The organism is Streptomyces sp. NPDC001492 (genome assembly GCF_053597275.1).
In genome coordinates, this window is sequence record NZ_JBSFHW010000014.1 from 76,449 (window position 1) to 96,854 (window position 20,406).

A 20,406-nucleotide genomic window follows, 5' to 3' on the forward strand; every position below is an offset into this window, starting at 1 on the left:
CCGAATGCCGCCCCAGACCGCTGATGAACCCATCGAGTGGCCGGGCACGCGAATAGTCTTGAGGGATGAACCGCTGCACACGGCGGAACGCGCTGGGGACCGGATCGGTTCAACGCCCGTCATTCGTTGGGACGTCAAACCCGTCCATGCCGGGTGTGGTGATGTTTCCTACACCAGCGGACGCAACCGCGATATGGATCGAGCAGTCCGCTAGAAGGGGCGAATCCGTCACCAGTGGCGACGCATAAACGCTGCACGGTCAAGCTGCCATGTAACGCGGCGTCCGCACTCTGCGGGCGCTTGCGGTGCCCCTCTGCTGATGCCGATCTGCGTGAACCCAAGTCGCTTGGGGATTGCCCGACTTGAGTGATTCGCTTCGTCGTGGAGGATCTCCACACACTGGATGTCCGGGAGGCTGAAGGCCTGGATCGTCAACGCGGCAACGGCCGACGTCGCCAGGCCGCGCCCTGTGTATGAGGGTGCGAGCCAGTACCCGATCTCCATTCCTGCGAGTTGGTCGTAGCGAACGACACCGCAACTCCCGGCCAGGGCGTCTCCCAAGAGGATGGCGTAGGTATAGGCGGTTCCTGCCGTCCACGCTCGTTCGCAGATGGCAGTGAACTTCGCACTCAGCGGCTGGCTGTGCTCGGCTGCCCATGGCATCCATGGGCGTAGGTGATCGAGCGACTCGTTCACGAGTTGGTACACGGCATCGGCGTCAGCGGCTCGCCAGCGTCGCAATGTCGCGGGGCCGTATTCGGTGGTTTCAGCGGGCATCGCGATCTCTCTATTGATCGGCATGACCAGGCTGGAGGCTCTCAGCGCCGCTCGTGTCGCTTTCTCCTGGTTCGGGCACGTTCTACCGTGTCTGGATGAGGCCACGGGCTTGTGCGCAATCCACCCCGGCACCTGGTGCGATGTGGTCGTGTCGTGATCCTCAGCCGATGTCGTGGCTTACAACGTCGGCTGGTGGACCGAATTCCAGGAGGCTGGCGCGAAGCTGCCCGCAGGCGGCAGCTGTTGCTCGTCCAGCGGACGAATGGTGGGCCACCGTCCACCCGGTCAGCTCGCGAGAGATCGCGGCGATGAATTCGGTCTCCCGTGTGCTGGGTCGCAGGGGGCTACCTTGTACGGGATTGAAACTGGAGAGCCGCAACAGCAGGAAGCGGCCGGCGTAGGGAGCGAGCAAGTCAGTAAGCGTGGCCTCGTCCTCGGGCCGGGTGTTGTGCTCGCACAGGACGTAGTTCAGGACCACGGGGCGCAGTTCGGCAGCCGCAGCCCACAGCGGTAGTACGGCAGCTGGGTCGTCAGCGCGTGGAATAACGACCTGCCGCTGAGCGGCATCGGCTCCGTGCAGCGAGAACATGAACCGGTTCGGTAGCCAGGCCTGCGACTTCAGGAGGCTCCGAACCCACGCTTGCGGGGCGATGCTGGTTACCTTCACCTCGCGAGCAAGTTCCCGGTTGGTGATGGTTCTCGCAGCGGCGGTAACGTGGGCCCAGTTGGCAGCCGCATCCCCGACGCCGGCGAAGTCGACCCAGGCGAGAGGGCCCTGCTGGTCACGGACGTTCATCTCCACCTGCTCTATCGCGGCGACTATCTCGTGGCCTTGGAGGTTCCGGACAAAGGGGGTGCGTGCGAAGGTTGTTGCGCAGTGCGTGCAGCCGTACCGGCACCCTGCCTGGGCCGACATGCACACCGAATAGGCTTTGTGGTCTCCCTCCCAAAGTTGCACAGCCTCGAAGGTGGCCCTGTCTGACGTTTTGAAGACGTACTTTATGGTGCGGTCGGGCGCTTTCGATGAAACGGTTGAGACAACCTCAACCAGATTCTCGGGAGCTGGCATCCCTTCCATCGAGTGGATTCCTTTCCCTGAGTCGTCTCGCCTGGCCGGTGGTGACAGTCGGGACGATGGTTCGCGCATGATTTCAGATTCGCTGATCGTTCAGCGGCCATAGAGGTCGCTATCGCATGGCCAGGTCGCCGGCAACTCAAGCGATGACGGCCGTGATTCACGCTAAAGCCCATCGCACGCAAATATCCCCAGACGCCTACGGTGGGCAAATATCCGCGAGGATCTAGCGAATGAACAGTAGAGCTTGATCGCAACTTACTGAAATCACTCTCGTGATATCTCTCGCGTAATTCCTGGAGGCAGGTCTGCAGATCTGCCTGCTCGGCGGGCTGCGGCCGGGTGGTGCGCGGCCTACCGGATGGCGGTGGCGCTGCCCATGCATCCGGGGCAGGGCGGATGCAGCCTGACGCCGAGCAGTTCGTCATAGGTGCCCGGGCTCGCTACGCGACGGCGGTGGGAGGTAGCCGCGTGGTGACGGGCCAACTCGTTGGCGTGATCTTGCTGTCGTATCCATGCCTGCCCAGCTATGCTCTTCAGCAACGCGTCGATGGAGACGAGTAGCCACGGGATCACGCGAGCAGAGAGAGCCGCCGGTAGCTGGGAAGGCGGCCTTGCGCCCCGGGGTGAAGACCCTCCTGAGTGCGGAGAGGAACGGCCTGGTGAAAGGTCCAATGCTCCGCCGGTTGGCCCCCGTCATCGGGCATGAATGAGGCCGTAGTTCTGCTGCGGTAAAGGCGCGGTGGCACCGCGAGTACCCTTCTCGTCCGCGCCCCCAAGGGATCATGACGACGCCCCTGGGAGGGCTGCGATGATCCACACGACTAGCCGTGTACTGGTGTTTGACCTGCGAGAACATGTCGGGCAGACCGTTTCTGTGTCGGGCTGGGTGAACACGCTCCGCCTGCAGAGCAAGATGCAATTCGTCGTCGTGCGCGACCACACCGGAATGGCTCAGGTCACCCACAAACGCGGCGGTGAAAGCGACGAGGTTGAGGCGGCGCTGGAGGGATTGACGCCGGAGTCCGCGATCCGGATCACCGGTCGCGTGGTCGACAACCCGATCGTGAAGCTCGGCGGCCTGGAGATCGTCCCGGAATCAGTCGAGGTTCTGAACCGGGCTGAGACGCCGTTGCCCATCGACGAGCAGACTGGTCTCGAACACCGTCTGGACTGGCGGTTCCTCGACGTACGGCGCCGGCCGCAGGCCCAACTGCTGTTCGCCGTGCAGACCACGTTCGAGCAAGGGATGCGCGAGTACGCCTATCGGCAGGGCTGCACTGAGATGCACACCCCGAAGCTGATGGGCACAGCATCCGAGTCCGGCGCCGAGGTGTTCAAGCTCGGTTACTTCGACCGCTCTGCCTACCTGGCGCAGTCGCCTCAGTTCTTCAAGCAGATGGCGATCTCGGCCGGTGTCGACAGGGTCTTCGAGATCGGGCCCGTCTTCCGCGCTGAGCCATCGTTCACCTCGCGGCACGCTACCGAATTCACTGGTGTGGACGTGGAGTTGGCGTGGATCGACGGGGTTGAGGACGTGATGGCCTTCGAGGAGCAGATGCTCGCGCATGCCATCGCCAAGGTCGCCGACGCACACGGGGAGGCGATCCGGGAGACGTTCGGTGTCGAGGTCACGGTGCCGTCGACGCCGTTCCCGCGGATCACGATGGCTGAGACGCAGGAGATCCTGCGGGCCAAGGGCTGGGACCCGGCGGGTGTGAAAGAGGACCTGGACCCGGAGGGCGAGCGCGGAATCGCAGCGCACATCAAAGAGCAGACCGGACACGAGTGGGTGTTCGTCACCCACTATCCGACGAGCATCCGGCCCTTCTACCACATGCGTCCGGCGGACGACCCGAGTGTGACGCTCAGCTTCGACCTGCTGTGGAAGGGGCTGGAGGTCACCACCGGTGCGCAGCGCGAGCACCGCTACGACGTGCTCTTGAAGCAGGCTGCGGAAAAGGGCATGAGCACCGAGCCGATGCAGGACTACCTGAACGCTTTCCGGTACGGGTGCCCGCCGCACGGTGGTCTGGGCATGGGGCTTGGGCGCGTCTTGATGGTGATGCTCGGCCTCGACTCGATTCGGGAGGCCACGTTCCTGTTCCGTGGTCCTAACCGGCTCACCCCGTAGTCACGCGAATGGCCGGGTCCGCTGCTCCCCTGAAGGATGCAGCGGCCCCGGCCTCGGCTCCGGTCAGTAGCGGACGTTGCGCAGATCGAGCTTCCATGCCTCGTCGGGGTGCTGGTCCCAGTAGGCGCGGAGTGCCAATTCCCGGTCTGCGAAGCGGCCCTGGTGGCACAGGCCGCCGTGCGCGAGGGTGACGCTCATCGCGAGCGGGGACTCCGTGGTCACCCAGTGCGGGGTCAGGGCATGGCTCCACAGCAGGTCGCCCGGTCCCATGCATACGGAATGGCGGTCGACTGGCTCGTGTTCAGGCGGTTCCTCCGCCGTGGTCTCGCCTACGACAGCGGCCTCAGCCGTGAGGTGTCGGTCGGGATTCTTATAGCTGTGGAAGGTCTTGGTTCCCTCGATCTGCCACACGAGTCCGTGTGAGTTGTCGTTGTGGTACGTCGAGGAGGCGCCTCCAGTCGAGATGAACAGCAGCGGCGCGCACCGTTGCCATGTGAACCCCCAGCTCGACAGTTGCGCACGCCAGGGGATCATGACCTGCTCCTGGAATCCGCTGAGGAGCCGGTCGTAGAAGCGGGTCAGGTTGAAGTGGACGAGGCGGAAGGTCCAGCTGGCGACTTCTTCGATCGGGGCTGTGCGGAAGGCCGATGTGCGGTCCATGCGCACGGACCAGTCCTCGTCTCCGAGGATGGTGAAGCGCACTTCTTCGTCTTGCCGGATCACATCGAGGACGTCGAGGGCAGGCGGAAAGGTGAAGCCGGTGGCGGTGAGGATGTTGCTGACGCGCAGGTTGGGAGGGGTTCGCCACCGTTCGATGAACTCGTCTGGTGTGGTGACTCGGGTCGTCATCGTCCGCTCACGGGATGTCGGGGGCGCGGCAGATGGCCGCGCACTCGGGGGTGGTCCGGTCGTCGCATTCAGCGTCGAGGAAGCGGCCGATCTCTGCGCGAGCTGCGCGGACGCTCACCCCTGATGTGCTGTAGGGGCACCGTCGGATCTCGCCGCTTGCGGACACGTACAGGGCCGCGGATGCGCAGGACGGCCGTCCCTCGGGGTACAACTGCATGGCTCGCAGCGTGGTGAGGTACTCCTGGAACCGCTCCGAGAGCTTGAAGAAGCGTCCGAGAAGATCGGCGTCCTCCCGCTGCCGGGCAAGGTAGTCGTAGAACGTGTAGCCGGCGCGCTGTCGAGCCGTGCTGTCGAGCGCCACCGGGCTGATCTGGATCTTGATTCCTAACTTGTCGACCCGCTCGTAGATGTCCTGGCACTCGCGGGCCGTGAGGTTCCAATACGTGACGTGGAGAACTCTCTCTCCCGCGGGGACCTGTTCCAGCGTCGCGATCGCCGACGCCACGGACCGGGTCGTTCGCCCGAGTTCCATGGCGCCCATCGAATCGGCCGACACAGTGACGTTCGCCAGCAGGCGCGCAATGTCGGCCAGGCGATCGACGTCTTCCGGTGCGCGGGCCGAGGTGACCATCGACACGGGAAGCCCGAACTGGTGGGCAAGCCGAACCAGTTGGCGCAGTTCTGGGTGGTGCGCAGGTTCACCGCCAGTCAGGCAGATCGCTTCGACGCCGGTCTCCTTCAGCCTGGACAGTGCCCGGGTGTAGGTGGGGATGTCGAGGAAGCCGTGGGCCCGATCCGCTCGGAAGCAGAATCCGCAGGCGATCTTGCAGTGGCCGGCGGTACTGATGAGCGCGGAGCGGAACCGCTGCCGGGCTGACGCGGACGAGCTCTCGGGGTGAGTGACGGTGTTCACTGCACCCCCGTGCTATCCCAGACTGCGATCTCCACAGTGCTGGCGTAGAAGTCGCACATCTGCGCATCCGGTCGGTCTCCGCCGATGAGAAGTTGTTCATTGCGGGAGGGCCCACCGCAGATCGCAAGGGCGGGGCACTGGGCGCATTCGGGGATGGGGGCGATGTTCTTGGCGATGCCGCCGAGCAAGTTCGGGTCCGCTCGCAGCTCGTCGAGGGTGTGCAGGAAGGAGGGGGCGGTGAAGTTGATGTCGCAGAGGCTGACTCGGCTGCCGGGCAGCAGGGCGACGTTCAGACTCCGGTCGCTCTGCATGTGATCCAAGAGCATGGGGCGGCGCCGGTCGAGGGCCTGGAATGCCCGGTCGAGGACGGAGAACATCATCCCGCCACGCCCGAGGGCGACGAGGCGTGCCTGATAAAGCTCCTGAGCCAGTTCTTTGCCTTTGACCGTCCAGCGTCCGCTGGTGGGGATCGGCGTGTTGGCGTAGATGAACTTCAGTCCGAGGTGGTCGATGATCCAAGTGACGGTTTCGGCCAGGCGGCCTATGTTCGCGGGCGTGGGAGTGAGGTTGCAGCCCACGTGGATGCCGCCCGCATCGAGGAGCCGACGGACGTTGCGCTGGATCCTGTTGTCGGCCGGTTGCCCGCCCAGGAGCCTGCGGTTCTCGGCGTTGATGGCGGGTGGTCCGTCGATGGAGATGCCGACGCCGTACTGGTAGCGGGCGAAGTGCTCGATCATGGCGTCGGTGATGCGGGCGCCGTTGGTGACGACTGTTCGGCGGACCCGTTTGACGTGGTACTGCTCGGCGAGAGAGTCCGCGAGAGTGTCCCCGTACTGCATCAGGTCGAACCGGGTCGTCGGTTCGCCGCCGAACCACTGGATGGCTACCTCGTCGCGGCCGGCGTTCGTCTCGAAAAGGTAGGTGAGGCCATCGGCGATTTCCTGCTCCGTCATATCCGGCTTGCCGGTGTTGGTCTCGACGAAGCAGTAACTGCACTTCATGTTGCAGGCGTCGGTGAGGACGACGCGCAGGCCGCTGATCCGTACGGGGACGGGATCCAGGTCGAGTTGGTGGAGTCGGATGCGGAGTGCTTCACGCTGGTCGACATCGGGATTGTCGGGCGTGAAGCCGAGCTCGGCGAGAGCTTTGTGTGTCGCGGCCGGGGGAACCGCGGAGAGGTCGGTGACCTCCCCGCGGTCGAGGTACACGCTGTCCAGCGTGACCGGGTCGAGGAGGGCACCCTCGCCGTCCCGGATGTACTGGATGTACTTCCCCCACAGGAGCTGTGAGGAGGTCACGTGTTACGCGGCTTCCTCTTCGACGATGCCGCGCTCGGCCATGACCTTGCGGACGAGCTCCTCGCCGGCTGCCTGCAGCTGTGCTGAGGCCTCCGGTGAGCCTCCGTCGGCGAGGACGATCACGCCGGGGAGGGTCGGGTTCGGCGCGATGACCGTGATGCCGGCGGGCTCCGTGCTGACCACCATGATCGCGTTCTCGACCGGGACCCAGTCCGCCTGATCCTTCACCGCTTCCAGGATCTCGGCCTGCTTGGTCTGGAAGGCGTCACGCTCGCCCATCCAGACTCCAGCCTTCTGCTTGGAGTCCACGACATCGGCGTAGAGCAGGTGATCGTTCTTGGCGCGACGAGGAGTCGGCATGCTCTCTCCCTTCGATTGCTCTGTTTCTTTCGACGAGCGATGTTGCTGAGTGCAGTGCCCTGCAAGGCTCCGCGGCGAGTAGCTTTCCGCACCATGGGGATCGAGTACATTCCACGAGTGATATCACCAGAGTGATATGGCTTCAGTGGCCTAATCCGTTGGGACTCGGAAGGACATGTAATTTCCGTGACCGCGGCAGGAGAGTTCAGCGACAGCTCGCGCTGCGACCCCGTAGCGCGCTTTCTTTCCTTTCACATATCACCGCAGTGATATGCGCTGCGTTTCAGCATTGTCGGCTGGCGGAAGCAGGGAGCGGGTGCCAGTAGTTTGCGGTCTCAGGTGGGTGCTGACGGCACTCTTCATGCTGCCCCAGTCCCGTCCTGTGACCCTCGAGACGTTCAACTACGCGGCCCTCGCCGTCGGCATGGTGCTCGCCTTCGCCAAAACCTGGTGGCTCGCCTCGGCCCGTAAATGGATCCTCAACCGACACCACGCGCGGAACGACATGCTGCTCAGCCTAGATCTGACGTCGGTCTGACGTATCCGGAGGTCAGGGTCGCCGGTGGGGCGCCTGATCCAGCTTTCCGTCCAAGGCGGCGTCGATCAGCAGATGCGCCCGGCGCTGTACCGCGGCAGGCTGGCCTTTGAGATTGCTCTCCACCTCGTTCGAGGGCATATCGAGGACACGCCGGATCTCGGCCGTCAGCGCAGGAAAAGGTTCCAAGGCGGTCGCGATGGTGTCCAAGTTCTCCTGCCATCCGGCACGGATCATCCCAATGACCATCGGCACGAGCAGCATCACGAACTCCGGATGGTCGTCCAGGTGCCCCATTCCTTCCATGCCGGCGTAGTTGTCGTTGCCGAACACGGCGCCGATCGTCCTGGCAACGAGCGGCAGGAACCGGAACAGCATCGCTACGAGCTGCCGGGCCGACTCCAACTCGGAGTCCGTTGCGTCCACGAGGGTTTCAGCCATCCTCGGCACGGAGATGACTTGCGCCGCATCGAACAGATCCTGCGCCGGACCGACCAGCCACGGCCCGTCCCCGTCCACGCGTTGCCGACGTCCCGGCGAGACGCCGAGAACCCTTTCGACGGTCGCGGCTTGCTCCTCGGTCGTGTCGAGCGTCTCACCGTACGCGAACAGTCGAAGCATCAACTCGACCGCGTTAGTGCGCTCGGAAGCCGTCACGCGTACTGGCCGCGGTAGAGCGTGCGGTCCGCGCCGTGCGGCCAGTGTCGATGCGATGGAGTTCAGCGCGGCCTCGCGCTCCGATGCCGGATCCAGGCCCCGGCGCGCGGCTTCCGCCTTGAGTTCGCGTTCCAGTGTCTGGGTCATCGTGCTCAGGCTGGCGCTCACGGATTCACGCACGGCGCTGGTCGCGATGGGAAACCCGTCGAGCCACAGCAGCACCCGCAGCACGTTGGGGTCCTTCGTGTGCTCGCGCCAGCGCATGAGGCTCACCAACTGCCGCTCGGCGCCGGGCGGGTACAACCACACGGGCCTGCGACCTCGATTCGCCCCGCGCTCAGGGCGAGGAATCAGGCCTTGCGTACGGGAACGGAACTCCTCAAGCATCCGCCCGCTCACGGGGTGCCCGGCTGCCGCTGCGGCCTGGAGTAGATCTTCGCTCTCGATACCAGCAGGGTTGACGCTCATGGGGTGAGCGTAGCCCCGTAAGTACTCCCGACAGATCGATCACTAACCCCCCATCAGTTTGAGTACTCCCAGGCAAGACCCCGATAACTTGCATACCGGTCTGGCTCCCTTGTTACCTGCACGTTTGTCCTGCTTCGCTGAGAGCACTGGCCCCCTTCTCAGGGTGAGGTCAACACACACATAGAGAGGCAACATCGTGTCTAAGAAGATGACTGCGGCGATCGCGGGCTCCTGCGCCCACGCCATTGCGAAGCGATGGGCGCTCCAGAACGGACTACAGCAATGGGAGGCCGCCGCCCTCGCATGGATGGCCAGCGCGGTCGTTTCAGCTTTCGTCATGCGCGCGTGATTGGCTGCCCGAGCCGTAGACGGTCTACGTCGTCACCAGCCTGACCTCCGAGCATGCCACGGCCCAACTCGCCGGACTCATCCATGACCATTGGAAGATCGAGGAGCTGCACCACGTTCACGACACCACCTTCGCCGAGGACGCCTCCCAACTGCGGACCGGCAACGCGCCCCGCGCGATGGCCACCTGGCGCAACCTCGCTATTGGAACCCTCCGTACAGCCGGAGTGAGGAACATCGCGGCAGGTCTCCGCCGCAACGCTCGCGCCCCTCGCCGCCCCCTCGCACTCCTTGGCCTCGCATGATCACGAACCGAACGTCATGCGACTACCCGAAGCCCTGGATGGAAGCCCGTGGCCAACAAGGCAAGGCCAGGGTGACGAGGAATTAGCCCCGACGGGCTGCCGTCAGAGCCGCAAGCCGCCACACTGTTGGGTACGTCATCGCGACGACTCGCATTCGGGGGACGCATGCAGGACGAGGTTTCGATGAGGAGGCACCACAGAGGTGCCCAGTCGGGTGATGAGCTGAACGTACGGCTGATGATCGCGCCCGACCCTGAGGTAGAGCCGGAGGCGGTCGAACGGCTGACGCGTCGATTGCGGATCGAAATCGCCGAGTTGGACATCGAATCGCTCAGTCCCGCTCCGACCGGTGCATCTCCCGAAGGGGCGAAGGGCGCAGATCCAGTTACGCTGGGCGCGATCGTCGTAGCGTTGAGCGCGTCCGGTGGGGTGTTCACCGCCCTCATCGAGACCCTGCGCGACTGGCTCAGCCGCCAGCCCGCACGGCATCGCATCTCCGTGACGATCGATGACGACACCATCGAACTGGAACAGGCATCCGCCGCCGAACGGCGAGACCTGATCGACGCCTACATCCGCCGTCATACCAGCGAGTAACCATGGGACGCAGACTGGCACTGCTGATCGCCACGTACGACTACCAGGACACGGGATTGCGGCAGTTGACCGCTCCAGCACATGATGCGGAAGCCTTAGCCGCCGTCCTCCAGGATCCCAAAATTGCGGGGTTCGAGGTCACTACCTTGATCAACAAGCCGCACTACCAGGTTGGTGAGGCGATCAGTGACCTCTACCGAAACCGGCGGAGTGACGACCTCACCCTCTTGTACTTCACCGGCCATGGCCTGAAGGACGAGGATGGCCGACTCTATCTGGCGATGGTCAACACCCGGCGCGAAAGCCTGCTGTTCACGTCCCTGCCCGCAGAGCAGGTCGACCAGGCCATGTCCGGATGCATGTCCCGGCAGAAGGTCCTGATCCTGGATTGCTGCTACAGCGGAGCCTTCCCGGCTGGGAATAACGCCAAGGCTGACACCGACGTGCACGCCCTGGAGAGATTCCAGGGGCGGGGGCGGAGCGTCCTGACCGCGTCCGACGCCACCCAGTACTCCTTCGAGGGCAACCAGCCCCACGGAGAGGCCGCGCAGTCGGTGTTCACCCGCCACCTGGTGGCGGGCCTGCGCGACGGCAGCGCCGATCTCGATGGTGATGGAAACATCACCATCGACGAATTGTACAGATACGTCCATGATCGGGTCGTCGACGAGACGCCCCAGCAGCGGCCTAAGAGGCTTGACAACGTCGAGGGCCGCATCGTCATCGCCCGGAACAACAACTGGACGCTGCCAGCACACCTGCGCAATGCCCTCGGTAGCCCGATCGCCGCTGATCGTCTCAGCGCCTTAGACGGACTCGCCTACCTGTACCAGATCGGCAACGACATCGTTCGCCAACGCGTCGCTGACGAACTCCAGCGCCTAGCGGACGATGACAGCCGGAACGTGTCGGCCGCGGCGGCTGCGAAACTACAGGCCATCCATCCTGGGGCGCCCGAACCCTCCAGAACCGCGCCTGAACCTGTTCCGAAACTGGCGTTCACGTCGCCGGCCGAGCCGACAAGCGAGGTGCAGGCAACGCCGCCCAGCGTCGCTACGGGCACGGCACCGTCGAAGGGTGAGAAACGCAGCGCACAGCCGGACGAGGAGCTGACCGCAGCACCCCTCGAGCCAGGGGAACATGTCGCGGGTCGGACCGCCACAGTGCTGGCCGCCAGTGTCTCTGGACTATTCCTGATCCTGTCAGCCGCCCTGTTGATCACAGGAATCATTCAGGAAGGCCACTCCGACGGCTATTTCACCCACGGAGATCCGCCATGGAGTAGGGACTGGTATGTCATCACCATGGCGGCAGTGGCACTGGCTGCGGCGATCTGCATGCTCCTACCGCGGACGAGGTTCCTCATCGGACCAGGCGTGGTGCTCGGCACGGCGGCAGCCTCGGTCTGGGGGCTGGTGTACTTCTACCTAGCGAAGGATGAGTACTCACGGCTCCCGATGGGTTTCATTAGGAATTCGGCCTATCAACTGGAATACGCCGGCCATGTGACCTTGATGGTCGGTGCCTGCCTCGCAGGTCTCGTACTGAGAAGGAGTCGGGCTGTTCGCATCGAGCTTTGGCGGCCAACGAGTCCGCTGACGTGGTCCGTGGCCACCCTGGCCGGGGCGAGCGCGGTCGCTGGCGCGTTGCTCTTGCACCACGAGGGCTCCAAACTGAACGGCTACACCATCGGTTTGTGCTACACGGCGGCTGCCGCGCTGGCGGTCGGCTTGCCCGTGTGCGCCGCCGCGCTGGCCCCCAGACGCTTCGGGCTCTCTCTTCTCTTCGGCTGGGTCGGGGGCGCCTTCGCCATCGCTCTGTACGTCTACGAGGAAGCTCCATGGAATGAAAGGCCGTACCTCAACATGATTGCCTTCGCCTGTACGTTGCTGGTGCTCACAGCTGCGGGGGTGGCTATGGACCGGTCGTCCGCCAAATGAGACCCGTATGCCCGTGCTACCTCGTTTTGTCGCCCCGAGGAGCGCCTAGCGGATCATCCTCAGCGCCGCCGTGGCGGTATCCCGTCCACCATCCAGGGCTTCAGGTAGGCGCATGACGTCCGGTTCGTGATCATGCGAGGCCAGGGAGTGCGAGGGGCGCGAGCGTTGTGGCGGAGGCTTGCCGCGATGTTCTTCACTCCGGCCGCGCAGCCCGGTCGTCTCCGGTCGGTGAGCCAGCGTCAGACCCATCTGGTCCAGTGCGTCGCCGTCAAGGCGAGCCGGCAGCCGCCGGACCGTCGTCTCCGCAGGCAGGAACCGCTTTGGGAACAGTCGGTCGGGGTATGCCAAGGCATTCCAGGATGTGAGGCGGGTGCCACCGCGCTGACAGACCGCTATGAACCGGGCCACACACGACAACCCCGAAGCCCTGGCATGGTGCTCACCGCAATTCCAGTGAGTGGATGACCTGCCAGCGGTAGGCCCGGTCTTCACGACGCATTTCGACTAGCTGAACCCTGCGCACTGGTACATCCACCGCATCGAGCTTCCGGAGGGGCCGTATAGCATCGCGCACGATTTCGGCTGCCATGGGGCGGTTGCAGTACGCGATGCCTAGGTGCGGGCGAAGAACCGCTGTGGGCTTGCGCGGCGGAATCCCCGACTCGGCACCGGCTACGGATAGAGCCGCATGCAGTTGAATGACGGGAGTCCATGGAGCGACGCTGTAACGGATCGCGCCGCGGGATGCCGTCAGCGGCACAGCTCGGAGAGTAAAGCTCTCCGGTCTGCGTTCATGCGCTTTTGCGGCCAGGCGGTCCAGATGCCCGGAGCCGATCTCGTCGACGCGGCCGATGCGTCCCAGGGTCAGGTGCAGGCCGTCCGCGTCAATGTCGTCGAAGGCGAGGTGGCGCAGCTTCTTCTGGCATTGGCCTGCGTGGTCGATGAGCGGGGTCGCGTCGGGGAAGGTGAGCATCCAGTAGTAGGCACGGGTGGAGGACGTCCAACCGGGCCGGTCCCAGTGGTCTTTCATCTCCTCGACTGCCTCGAAGGCAGCCCAGTCGTGCTCGGCGATCAGCGTCGCGTTAGTGGTGCTGGGTGGAGGGCTGGCAGGAAATGCGTCCGGGTCGGCTGTGAGCTGCATCCGCTGGCCCTCTCGTCTGCTCCGTCAGGCGTGTCATTTTGGCAGACTTCGCCAGGTCTCTCGTTTGTGGGGCGGACTGCCAGGAGTGCAGGGCGTCGCCGTATTCCCGTACGGCTGGCAGGTCCTGCCAGCTTTCGGCTGTGGCGTGGAGTTCACCGGCGCGTTGGACCACGGAGCGGATGGGTGGGCCGCCCCCGGCTTCGAGGACCTGGCGGCCGAGAACCATGGCGTGCTCGACGTCCGGGCGTGGGCCGGCCAGGAGAGCGGTGGCGACGTCCAGGCGGACCAGGGCCTGGCTCCAGGCGGAGTCGGACTGCTCGACGAGTTCGTCGATCTGATCGGCGTAAGCGAGAACCCGTGGGGCGTTGGCGAGGGAGACATGGACGGTCGCGGCGTTGGCCAGTGTGCGGGCCATGCCGTACGGCTTGAAGGAGATACACGAGGTCAGACCGGCAGGGACCAAGTGGCGACTGCTCAGTTCCTCAGCGGCGGCAATCGCGCGTTCCGCGCCGGAGCGGTCGCCGAGCTTACCCAAAGCCCGCGCGCGTCCATTCGATTGGAGTCGGATGGCTTGCGGGTGGTTGGGGGCGATCTCGATGCCCGCGTCTGCCCAACGGACGGCTTGGTCATAGTGGCCTGCGTAGTAGGCGTTGAGCGATCGCGTGCCTTGGATCCACATGATCAGCTCAAGGTCTGCGATCTCCCTCGCCAGTTCCTCTGCTTCCTTGCAGTAGGCCTCCGCTATGGATTCGCAACCCGCATTGACGGCCATGTAGCCGAGCAGCCCTGAGGCTTGGGCCGCCAGCCGGAACAGGGATTCGCGCTGTCGAGGTGGCTGTCGTCCGTCCAGCCGGTCCTGGATGAAGTTCCGTAGATCGACAGCCTCGGGGGCGAGGCGGTGCGGCCCTTCGGTCTCATAGCGATCGACGAGGTCCGTCACGCCCTGTTCCAGGATCGCGATGGTCGCCAGATCAGTGTTGGACGAAGTGGTGGCGTTCAGCCTCTTCGCGATAGCGAGAGGGCTTTCCCAGCCCGGAGTGGGTAACAGCGTCGGCTGCGGGCCGGGATCTTGGGACTGATTCTGGGCAGCGGGACCTGGGAGAGGAAGCGGTGCGACATGCGGGGGAACACCGAGCCGCTCAAGGACGGGGATGATCTTGTCGATGTTGAGCAGTCGTCGTGTCCCGGATTCGAGCGTGGACAGGAATGACTGGCTGAGGCCGGTGATCACCGACATGTCTTCCTGGCGCAGCGACGCAACCTGGCGGATCAGGCGGAACGCTGTGCCGAAGTCCCAGTCGGCCAGGGCCGCCGTGACTGCGGGGTTCTGCCACACGTGATCCGGCAAGCTAAGCGACGTCGCGCGCTCGTTGCCCGCAGCTCGGGTACACGCGCCGCATCGCGGGTCAGTGTTGTACCGGCTCAGGGGGTTACCGCACCGGATGCACCGACGATCGACCTCGTGTGCCACTGCCGCCTCCCAATAGGGCCGAGATCCTGGCAAGGGATCTTCGTCGGGCGCAATCAGTTCAGTGATATCACCAGACGGATGTGCCAACGCGGGCTTTCCGTCAGCCCTTGGCTCCCCGCCAAAACCATAATCGGCTCCCGTGGTGCCACGGCTGGTCCAGCTTGGGAGTTGGGGCGTGTGGCGCTCGCCCCTCGCACAGTAGCCACGAGGGGCCAGCTGCCAGTCTGCGCGACAGCGATGGTGTCCGCCTATCGCTCAGAGAATCCCACCCACCCCCTTGCCGATGTCCTGGCCTGTGTTCGGATCGCTTTGCTCTACCTCCTGTCTAGCTTCTACGGGGCGACCACTGGCGAGTACGGCCGGCAGACCACGATCCATCGCCTCCTCAACAACTCCGACGACCTCGAGGACGTACTGAACACCCCGGTTCCCCGTCCCGGGGACCACCAATGACCGCCACTTCCACCCTCTGCCGGACACCGATCACCAGGACTAAACCGGAGCTGCCGTGTTCGTTGCTCTCAGCAGCACCTTCATCTGACCAGCCCTCCTCCCCCGGCACGCAAGGAGTCCTCACCGTGGGATACACCACGCCCGAAGAATGGGACGCGCACTACACCGACGGTAGAATCTTCCGTCAGCTCGGCGACGGCGAGCGCCAGCTGCTCGCCGAGCACGCCCCGGCCCTCGACGGCGGAGTGGCCCTGGACGTCGGCGGCGATGGTTGTTTCCGCAGGAACCGCGTCCCTCGCTGATCGTGTCGCTTTACGAGGCGTCCAGTGCCGAGGGCGGTGTCCCATCACAGCGGCACATCGTGTCGCATCCCAATCATGACTGTGACGCATCCCACATTCCGCTGTGTGCGTCTCCAGTCCGCGGCGCCCAGATGGAGAACGACGGGCATGGCTACGCTTCGTGATGCCACAGGATGCGAACCGCCTGCGCCGGTGGAACGCTCGAAGTCATGAACAACACGCGACTGGTTCCCCTCCGAGGCAGTGAGCGCAGCGCCCATGCGGATGCGCGCTCGACCGGAGCGGTGAGCGATTCAGAACGTATCGAGGTCACGCTGGTCCTGCGCCGTCGCGCCGAGATCCCAGATGAGTTGGTCGAGGGACCCGAGACGATCACGCGTGAGGAACTGGCGGCCCGTTACGGCGCCGACCCGGCCGACATTGACATGGTGAAGCGGTCAGCGGAGCAGCACGGGCTGACGGTGACGCAAACGGATCCGGCCTCACGTCGGGTCAAGATCTCCGGAACGCTCGGTCAGCTCCGGTCCGTTGTGCAGGCCGACTCGCTGACCATGGTCACGACCCCCGACCCGGCGGCCGAAGGACGCATGGTGGAGCACCGGCAGCGGACCGGCGACCTGCGCATCCTGCCCGAGTGGGACGGCGTGGTGATCGGCGTGACGGGCTTGGACAACCGACCGCAGGCCCGCCCGCACATACAGCGCATGCAGGCCCATGCCGTCCACTCGTCGTACTCGCCCGTCGACCTCGGCAAGATCTACCGCTTCCCGCAAGGCAGGGACGGCAGCGGTCACACGATCGGCGTCGTCGAACTCGGCGGTGGGATCCCGCCAGGCGACCTGGACGCGTACTTCGCCGAACTGGGCATTCCCACGCCGCGCGTGGACGTCGTCGAGGTGGGCAACGGCAGTAACTCCCCGGGCGACCCGGCCGACGGGGAGGTGATGCTCGACATCGAGACGATCGGCGCGCTGGCCCCCGGTGCGCGCCAAGTCGTGTACTTCGCGGAGAACAGCGCGCAGGGCTTCGCCGACGCCATCAGCACCGCGGTGTTCGCCGATCCCACGCCCACGGCACTGAGCATCAGTTGGGGCGCCCGCGAGGACCTGTGGACCGCCCAGGGCCGCGCGATCCTCGACGCCGCGCTATCCGACGCCGCTGCCATGGGCGTCACCGTCTGCGTGGCTTCCGGTGACAACGGCAGCAGCGACGGCGACCCGACGGGCAAGCCGCACACCGACTTCCCCGCCTCAAGCCCCCGTGCCCTCGCCTGCGGCGGTACCCACCTGGAAGCCGACCCAGCCACCGGCACCGTCAACTCCGAGACCGTGTGGAACAACGGCAACGGGTCCGCCTCCGGCGGCGGCGTCAGCAGCAAGTTCAAACAGCCCAGCTGGCAGGCGAACGTCGGCGTGCCCAACGGCAACGGCCACGACCCCCGACGCGGGGTGCCCGATGTGGCCGGTGACGCCGACCCGAAGACCGGATACAGAGTTCTCATCCACGGCCGAGACGAGATCATCGGCGGCACCAGCGCAGTGGCCCCGCTCTGGGCCGCGTTGACCGTCCGTCTCGCCGAGGCACTCGGCCACCCGCTCGGCATGCTCCAGCCCGCGCTGTACGAGGGTGCGGCACCGGGGGTGAGCCCGGCCGGCTTCCGTGACATCACCCTGGGCGACATCGGCGACTTCGCGGCCACGCCCGGCTGGGACGCCTGCACAGGACTCGGTGTCCCAGACGGTCAGGCGCTGCTGACCCGCCTCGCCTCGGTATAACAGCCCACAGGCGACGTGTCGTCCACCAGGAAGCCTCTGGTGGACGGCACCGCGAACCCGAGGCTCGTGGCTGCCCACAGCCAGTGCAGTGCGTTGGCGCGGTTCAGTCCGCGGAGTCAGCGCGCTGTTCCGTCGCATGGTCGATGGCCTCGCGGAGCGCCTGGCGTGAGGTGATGCCGAGTTTTCGGTAGGTGCTGGTGAGATGGATCTCGACCGTGCGGCGGGCGACGAACAGTGCCTGGGCGATCTCCCGGTTGGTGTTGCCGGCGGCCGCCATGCGTGCGACCCGGAGCTCACTGGCGGTGAGGGCGGCGGGGCCGCTCAGCGCCGCACGTCTCGGCCGGGCGCCAGCCGCCACGAGCTCGTCGTTGGCGCGCTGTGCCAGGGCTCGGGCCCCGCATCGTGCCGCGAGGTCCATCCCCCGCCGCAACGGCTCCTGGGCGTCGGCGCGTCGGCCGGTCCGGCGTACCGCTGAACCATAGGCGACGAGCGCCTGGGCGTGTTCCAGCTCGGCGGGAGAGCCATCGAGGAGGGTGACGGCCTCCCGGAGCCGCTCGATACCTAACTGCCCGCCCTCGATCCGTGCGGCCGTGCGCAGGGCGGCAGAGATGGGGCGCGGCGCTCCGAACGCGCGGGCGAGAGCCAGCTCTTCGTCGACCAGCTTCCGTGCCGCGGAAGTCTCGCCCAGCGCGAGGTGCGCCAGCGCAGCAGGACAACGCCACACTGCAAAGCCCGGGTTGACGCATCCCGCAGCCACGAGGCCCGCGCCGCACGGGAGCAGGTCGGCGAGCGCGTCACGCGGCCGGTTCTGAAGCAGGCGGAGCCTGCCGCGCGCGGTATGCACGAAGTGCGCGATGAGCATGCTGAGCGGCTGGTCGCCGTCGAGTCCCTGCTCGGTGAGGATCCGCTGCGCGCCTGCCAGGTCCCCGCGGTCGACCAGAGCGTCCACCAGCACAGCAGCCGCGATGGGCGCGTCCTGAGACTCTCCTTCTACAAGGCGCAGCGCCGCCCACGCGTCGGCCTCCGCGTCCAGCAGGCGCCCGGCGTAGAGGGCGGTGTGGGAGCGCAGTACGGACAGATAGGCGAAGGCGGTGATGTCGCCGAGCCGCCGCGCGGTCTCCAGCCCGCGGTCGAGCAGGTCCAGGGCGGGCGGCAGATGGTCGGCGATGGCCAGGGCCGAGCTGGCCAGATTGATGAGGATCCAAGGTTCGGGCGGCAGCGGTGCGGCGCCCGCGGCGGTGGCGAGCCGGGCAACCTCGGCGCTCGGCCGGTCCCCGGTCGCGGCGCCGCCGAACGCGAGCAGCGCCAAAGCCACGCGGTCGTCGGCGTTGTCTCCGTTCAGTCGGGGAGCGACCGCGTCCAGTTGCCGCATCCAGTCCGCCGGCGGTTCCATCGCGGTGAGACGGCCCCAGGCGACGTTCACGAGGATGCGCCGCGGAATGTCACCGGAGCGGGCGGCGCTGCTCCGCCGGGCGGCCTCGAAGAGTTCGATGGCCTGGTGCCCCTGTCCGGTCATCACCATCAGCCTGCCGAGGTCCATGGTGATCTCGATGTTCCGGTCCGGATCCGAGGTGAGGTCGAGTGCGGCCCGGAGGGCATCAGCAGCCTCGGCGGTGCGGTTGAGCATGCCCAGGGTTCCGCCGAGCCGCGTGAGCACGTCCGCGCGCAGACCGGGCTCTGGCGGCTCCGCCAGGGCCCGTTGGAGACAGGCGGCCGCGAGCTCCGGCGCCCCGCGTGCGAGGGCGTCGGCCGCTGCCGCGCCCAGTTCGCCGACCACCCAGGGGTCACCGTCGGGCGCCGCTGCAAGCAAGTGCGGTACGAGATGCTCGGGGGGCGCGGCGTCCGCAGCCAGCATCCGGGCGGCCTCTTTGTGCGCCACGGCACGGAGGGATTCGGCGGTGTCCCCGTAGACGGCTCCACGCACGAGCGGGTGCGCGAACTCGATCGTCGGTCCTGCGGTGATGAGCCCGTCGTGTACCAGTGCGTCGACCAGATCGGCGGCCTGCCCCAGGCCCAGGTCAGCCAGTGCTGAGATCCGGCGCAGGTCGGCGGCGGGGCCGAGGACGGCCACGCAGCGGGCTAGGCGTACGGCGTCCGGGCCGAGGCGCGCGAGCCGGGTGAGCACGGCGCGGGTGAGCGTCTCGGGACGCAGCGCGTCGATCCGGTGGGCCTCGGAGGCGACCGGCTGCACGCAGTCCGTACGCAGGCCGATGAGTGCCTCGCCGAGCAGGAAGGGGTTGCCCGCGGTGGCTCTGGCGCAGGCCCGGCAGAACTCGTCCTCGGCGTCGGCGGACAGGGCTTGCCGGACCAGTGCGCCAACGGCTTGCTCGCTGAGCGGTCCCAGCCGCACAATCTCCGGGTGCATGCCAGTGAGCGCACGGTCCACCGAGTCGGTCCGGCCGGGCAGCACGGGCCGTGCAGCGAGAACGAGCAACACCGGTAACTCCGCGACTCGGCGCGCCAGGTGGGACACGAACCGCAGCGAGGCTTCGTCGCACCAGTGGGCGTCGTCGATCACCAGGAGCAGCGGGCTGCGGTCTGCGAGATTTGAGCACAACCAGTACAGCCCGTGCACCACCGCGCCCACGGATCCCACGTCGCGGCCCGCGGGTGCCACTCCGAAGACGGGCGCGGCCAGCTCCGCGGCGCCGGACAACAGCTCCTCGCGCACACTGGCTGGCTCGTCGCGCAGTCGAGGTTCGAACAACTGGCGCACGATCGCGAAGGCGAGGTCCCGTTCCAGTTCGCCTCCGCGCGCTGTCAGCGAGGCCATCCCCTGCAGTGTGGCCTGGGACCGGGCTGCGGCCACAAGCGCCGTCTTTCCGATGCCGGCCGTTCCTTCGATGAGCAGGGTTGCGCCTTCCCCTGTCCGGGCCCGGCCCAACAGCTCGTTGATGCGGCGCAGTTCGCGCTCCCGCTCCATGAGAGTCATCTGGCGCCCACCCTGCCAATCTGCGGCCTGCCGGAAAAGACTTCGGTAGCCACCACGATGTGTCCTCTCGGCAGGC

General features: G+C 66.1%; 16 protein-coding genes. 6 read left to right on the forward strand and 10 right to left on the reverse strand.

All coding sequences use genetic code 11. The features are described from left to right. Nucleotides 1-228 precede the first annotated feature (228 nt). Together ACWC1K_RS19560 and ACWC1K_RS19565 are read right to left on the reverse strand one after the other, a co-directional pair. Nucleotides 229-801 carry a GNAT family N-acetyltransferase gene (locus ACWC1K_RS19560; RefSeq protein ID WP_351483444.1) on the reverse strand — a complete coding sequence of 191 codons (573 nt, stop codon included), beginning with the start codon at nucleotides 799-801 and terminating at the stop codon, nucleotides 229-231. Nucleotides 802-937: 136 nt separating this feature from the next. Then, a complete protein-coding gene (locus ACWC1K_RS19565; protein WP_351483445.1) occupies nucleotides 938-1,855 on the reverse strand; it encodes a hypothetical protein in 918 nt (305 codons plus the stop codon). A gap of 808 nt (nucleotides 1,856-2,663) precedes the next feature. Between ACWC1K_RS19565 and aspS the strand changes: the two genes are divergently transcribed. Continuing rightward, the gene (gene aspS, locus ACWC1K_RS19570; RefSeq protein ID WP_351483446.1) at nucleotides 2,664-3,986 is read left to right on the forward strand and encodes an aspartate--tRNA(Asn) ligase; all 1,323 of its coding nucleotides are present in this window, start codon (nucleotides 2,664-2,666) and stop codon (nucleotides 3,984-3,986) included. Nucleotides 3,987-4,049: 63 nt separating this feature from the next. Here the strand turns inward: aspS and ACWC1K_RS19575 are convergent, their stop codons facing one another. Genes ACWC1K_RS19575 through ACWC1K_RS19590 form a run of 4 tightly spaced genes read right to left on the reverse strand, consistent with a single transcriptional unit; the run spans nucleotide 4,050 to nucleotide 7,406 of the window. Continuing rightward, entirely contained in the window at nucleotides 4,050-4,835 is a 786-nt protein-coding gene (locus ACWC1K_RS19575) for a hypothetical protein (protein WP_351483447.1), read from the reverse strand. Between the two features lie 7 nt (nucleotides 4,836-4,842). After that, on the reverse strand, nucleotides 4,843-5,748 hold the full coding sequence (locus ACWC1K_RS19580; protein ID WP_351483448.1) for a radical SAM protein: 906 nt from the start codon (nucleotides 5,746-5,748) through the stop codon (nucleotides 4,843-4,845). Beyond that, nucleotides 5,745-7,046 carry a radical SAM protein gene (locus ACWC1K_RS19585; RefSeq protein WP_351483449.1) on the reverse strand — a complete coding sequence of 434 codons (1,302 nt, stop codon included), beginning with the start codon at nucleotides 7,044-7,046 and terminating at the stop codon, nucleotides 5,745-5,747. The genes ACWC1K_RS19580 and ACWC1K_RS19585 overlap by 4 nt, the downstream gene beginning before the upstream one ends. A gap of 3 nt (nucleotides 7,047-7,049) precedes the next feature. Next, nucleotides 7,050-7,406 (reverse strand): hypothetical protein, encoded by a 357-nt coding sequence (locus ACWC1K_RS19590; protein WP_351483450.1) that lies wholly within the window; start codon nucleotides 7,404-7,406, stop codon nucleotides 7,050-7,052. Nucleotides 7,407-7,749: 343 nt separating this feature from the next. On the opposite strand from ACWC1K_RS19590, the gene ACWC1K_RS19595 reads away from it, so the two are divergent. Next, entirely contained in the window at nucleotides 7,750-7,944 is a 195-nt protein-coding gene (locus ACWC1K_RS19595; protein WP_450832852.1) for a hypothetical protein, read from the forward strand. Nucleotides 7,945-7,956: 12 nt separating this feature from the next. Here ACWC1K_RS19595 and ACWC1K_RS19600 read toward each other — a convergent pair whose 3' ends face one another. Next, nucleotides 7,957-9,066 carry a hypothetical protein gene (locus ACWC1K_RS19600; protein WP_351483451.1) on the reverse strand — a complete coding sequence of 370 codons (1,110 nt, stop codon included), beginning with the start codon at nucleotides 9,064-9,066 and terminating at the stop codon, nucleotides 7,957-7,959. An 890-nt stretch (nucleotides 9,067-9,956) separates the two neighbouring features. Here ACWC1K_RS19600 and ACWC1K_RS19605 point away from each other — a divergent pair. Beyond that, entirely contained in the window at nucleotides 9,957-10,316 is a 360-nt protein-coding gene (locus ACWC1K_RS19605) for an effector-associated constant component EACC1 (RefSeq protein WP_351483452.1), read from the forward strand. Between the two features lie 2 nt (nucleotides 10,317-10,318). Next, complete coding sequence (locus tag ACWC1K_RS19610; RefSeq protein ID WP_450832854.1) at nucleotides 10,319-12,256, forward strand: caspase family protein; 1,938 nt, start codon at nucleotides 10,319-10,321, stop codon at nucleotides 12,254-12,256. A 439-nt stretch (nucleotides 12,257-12,695) separates the two neighbouring features. On the opposite strand, the gene ACWC1K_RS19615 is transcribed toward ACWC1K_RS19610, so the two are convergent. Both ACWC1K_RS19615 and ACWC1K_RS19620 read right to left on the reverse strand, forming a co-directional pair. Further along, nucleotides 12,696-13,397 (reverse strand): 2'-5' RNA ligase family protein, encoded by a 702-nt coding sequence (locus ACWC1K_RS19615; RefSeq protein WP_351483454.1) that lies wholly within the window; start codon nucleotides 13,395-13,397, stop codon nucleotides 12,696-12,698. Then, nucleotides 13,339-14,733 carry a helix-turn-helix domain-containing protein gene (locus tag ACWC1K_RS19620; RefSeq protein ID WP_450832856.1) on the reverse strand — a complete coding sequence of 465 codons (1,395 nt, stop codon included), beginning with the start codon at nucleotides 14,731-14,733 and terminating at the stop codon, nucleotides 13,339-13,341. The genes ACWC1K_RS19615 and ACWC1K_RS19620 overlap by 59 nt, the downstream gene beginning before the upstream one ends. Before the next feature lie 713 nt (nucleotides 14,734-15,446). Here ACWC1K_RS19620 and ACWC1K_RS19625 point away from each other — a divergent pair. Further along, nucleotides 15,447-15,623 carry a hypothetical protein gene (locus ACWC1K_RS19625; RefSeq protein WP_351480803.1) on the forward strand — a complete coding sequence of 59 codons (177 nt, stop codon included), beginning with the start codon at nucleotides 15,447-15,449 and terminating at the stop codon, nucleotides 15,621-15,623. Nucleotides 15,624-15,907: 284 nt separating this feature from the next. Then, on the forward strand, nucleotides 15,908-17,398 hold the full coding sequence (locus tag ACWC1K_RS19630) for a S53 family peptidase (protein ID WP_351480806.1): 1,491 nt from the start codon (nucleotides 15,908-15,910) through the stop codon (nucleotides 17,396-17,398). A gap of 103 nt (nucleotides 17,399-17,501) precedes the next feature. Here the strand turns inward: ACWC1K_RS19630 and ACWC1K_RS19635 are convergent, their stop codons facing one another. Beyond that, a complete protein-coding gene (locus ACWC1K_RS19635; protein ID WP_351480809.1) occupies nucleotides 17,502-20,330 on the reverse strand; it encodes an ATP-binding protein in 2,829 nt (942 codons plus the stop codon). Between the last annotated feature and the right edge of the window lie 76 nt (nucleotides 20,331-20,406).